This window comes from Aquitalea sp. ASV15 (assembly GCF_016429115.1).
Classification (GTDB): domain Bacteria; phylum Pseudomonadota; class Gammaproteobacteria; order Burkholderiales; family Chromobacteriaceae; genus Aquitalea; species Aquitalea magnusonii.
In genome coordinates, this window is record NZ_JAELTZ010000111.1 from 1 (window position 1) to 2,333 (window position 2,333).

The 2,333-nt window shown below is 62.6% G+C and carries 4 protein-coding genes and 1 pseudogene; all 5 read right to left on the reverse strand.

The window, feature by feature from the left end; translation table 11 throughout:
* Positions 1-64: 64 nt before the first annotated feature.
* Entirely contained in the window at positions 65-319 is a 255-nt protein-coding gene (locus tag JHD64_RS20970; protein ID WP_059286407.1) for a DUF2282 domain-containing protein, read from the reverse strand.
* Between the two features lie 109 nt (positions 320-428).
* A complete protein-coding gene (locus JHD64_RS20975; protein ID WP_059286406.1) occupies positions 429-695 on the reverse strand; it encodes a DUF2282 domain-containing protein in 267 nt (88 codons plus the stop codon).
* 255 nt (positions 696-950) lie between these two features.
* Positions 951-1,586 (reverse strand): 7-carboxy-7-deazaguanine synthase, encoded by a 636-nt coding sequence (gene queE / locus JHD64_RS20980; RefSeq protein ID WP_233170648.1) that lies wholly within the window; start codon positions 1,584-1,586, stop codon positions 951-953.
* The gene (locus tag JHD64_RS22365) at positions 1,583-1,918 is read right to left on the reverse strand and encodes a 6-pyruvoyl tetrahydropterin synthase family protein (protein ID WP_370540993.1); all 336 of its coding nucleotides are present in this window, start codon (positions 1,916-1,918) and stop codon (positions 1,583-1,585) included. The genes queE and JHD64_RS22365 overlap by 4 nt, the downstream gene beginning before the upstream one ends.
* A 39-nt stretch (positions 1,919-1,957) precedes the next feature.
* A pseudogene (locus JHD64_RS22370) lies at positions 1,958-2,311 on the reverse strand (6-pyruvoyl tetrahydropterin synthase family protein); the annotation flags it as partial.
* Positions 2,312-2,333 lie beyond the last annotated feature (22 nt).

A 2,333-nucleotide genomic window follows, 5' to 3' on the forward strand; every position in this document is an offset into this window, starting at 1 on the left:
GGTTTACCGGAAGGGAGGTGAAGGGAAGGTTGCCGGCGCGGGCCGGCAACCATGCCGGGGCGGATTACTTGGCCAGCATGCCGCCCATTTTTTCACAGCTGCCCTTGGCAACGTATTTCCAGTCGCCCGGATCCTTGTCCTTGGTGGCCTGGCCGGCGCAGGAGTGGGTGCCGGTGGCGGAAGCGCAGTCGTTCTTGCCAGCCTGGGCGATGCCGAAGCATTTTTCCTTGTCGGCAGCGGCGGCCGGGGTGGCGCTCAGGGCGCCCATGGCGACAACGGTACCGAGGGCGGTGGCAAGCAGGGCTTTGGATACATTCATGGTGATTCTCCTTTGAGGCAGGTTCAAGCGGGTTTTATGGTGAGCCATTTGCGCCGGATCGGGCAGCCTGGCGGGCTACCCGGCGTACGTCATGTTAAAGATAGACTGTTTATTGTTTCATTGGTGCCATGGTATTGCCACCCATCTGTTGGCAGCTGCCCTTGGCTACCAGCTTCCAGTCGCCCGGGTCCTTGTCCATGGTGGCCTGGCCTTTACAGCCATGCACGCCGGTGGCGGAGGCGCAGTCGTTCATACCGGCCATGGCCACGCCATAGCATTTTTCCTGTTCGGCGGCCTGGGCCGGTGCGGCGGCCAGGGCGGCCAGGGTAACGACAGCACCGAGGGCGGAAGCAAGCAAGGTCTTGGAAGCGTTCATGTCAATCTCCTGTCGGGGGGTAGCGGCAAGTGCCGGGTTTCAGGAGTCAGTCGCGCGGGCCGGGGCTTTCTTACACGGTGGCGGAAAATTTTTTGAAATTATTTGCATTTCGCTGCGCTTGGCTGCTGTTGCAAAAATTTCAACGATGTTTTCCGCAAGCCTGCTGCGTGACCGTCTCTGCAGCATAAGTCGGCCTTACTGTCGGCTTCTTACAATGACAGGCAAAAAAAATCGGGCGACCAGGCGCCCGACGGTTTAACGGATGTTGACCACCTTGTGCGTCTGCACCGACAGCCGCCAGCGCGGGTGGGCCATGCAGTAGGCAATGGCGGCGCGGGTATTGGCGGCCAGCTCCGGTCCGTCCATCGGCTGCAGGTAGAAAGTGTCGAACTGCAAGTGGGCGACGGTTTCCGGCAGCTGGGTGGCTTGCGGGTAGACCAGCTTCAGCTCGTTGCCGCTGGTTTGCAGCAAGGGTGCGCCGGCCTTGGGGCTGACGCAGATCCAGTCAATACCTGCCGGGGCGGCGATGGTGCCATTGGTTTCCACGGCGATTTCAAAGCCCTCGGCATGCAGGGCAGCGATCAGCTCGGCGTCCAGCTGCAATAGCGGCTCACCACCGGTGCATACCACATAGGGCGTGCCGCCGCTGCCGGCTGGCCATTCACTGGCAATGCGCGCAGCCAGTTCGGCGGCGCTGGCGAATTTGCCGCCGTCCGGTCCGGTGCCGACAAAGTCGGTATCACAGAACTGGCAGACTGCCTTGCTGCGGTCTTCCTCGCGGCCCGACCACAGATTACAGCCGGCAAAGCGGCAAAATACGGCGGCGCGGCCTGCCTGGCGGCCTTCGCCCTGCAGGGTGTAGAAGATTTCCTTTACCGTGTACATGCTCATTCCCCCTGCAACAGCGGCCAGCGCATGTCGTCATGGAACAACAGGGAAACGCCGCTGTGCTCGTCGTCCATCAGGTCGATACGGGCCAGCTCCGGCACCAGTGGTGACAGGTGGGCATGAATCCACTCGGCCACCGACTGGCTGTGGCCGTCGCGCACGCCGGCCAGCTTGTCCAGCGGATTGTGGTCCAGCTGGCGGTACAGCGGTTTGAAGCGGTCCTTGACGTCGCCAAAGTCCAGCAGCCAGCCCATGGTGCGGTCCAGGCTGCCGGTGAGCATCAGCCGCACCAGATAGCTGTGGCCGCTGTAGTTGCCATGGCTGTCGAAAGGCACGGCGCTTTCAAAGCGCTGTTCCTTCCAGATGCGGAAGCGCTTGCCGTCGAACTGGCTGCCGGCGGTATGGGTTTCGCGTACTTCCACCCAGGCCAGGCCGGGCAGGCCGGCGGCTTGCAGCTGGGCATGCAGCCAGGCGGCAATCACCTCGCTGGTGGGATTTTCCAACCCCGGAATGTCGTTCAGATAGCGTTGGTGCAGCCGCAAAAACAACGGCGCCCAGGCGGCTTCCAGCTGGCGCTGGCTGCAGTACTGGGCATTGGCAACAATGCGTACGCCAAAGCCGTGGCCGTGCAGGCGGCCGCATTTGTGGCCGGCCGGCACATTGGGCAGATGGTGGGCGGCTTCGAAACGGGCGGCGATCCAATAGAGGGCGGTACCGTTTTCCAGCATCACCCCGCGTTCGGGGGTGCTT

What these genes read in the sequence shown, in the direction of transcription:
- JHD64_RS20970 (WP_059286407.1), bottom strand. Translation starts at nt 319, where the DNA reads ATGAATGTATCCAAAGCCCTGCTTGCCACCGCCCTCGGTACCGTTGTC.
- JHD64_RS20975 (WP_059286406.1), bottom strand. Translation starts at nt 695, where the DNA reads ATGAACGCTTCCAAGACCTTGCTTGCTTCCGCCCTCGGTGCTGTCGTT.
- queE (WP_233170648.1), bottom strand. Translation starts at nt 1,586, where the DNA reads ATGAGCATGTACACGGTAAAGGAAATCTTCTACACCCTGCAGGGCGAA.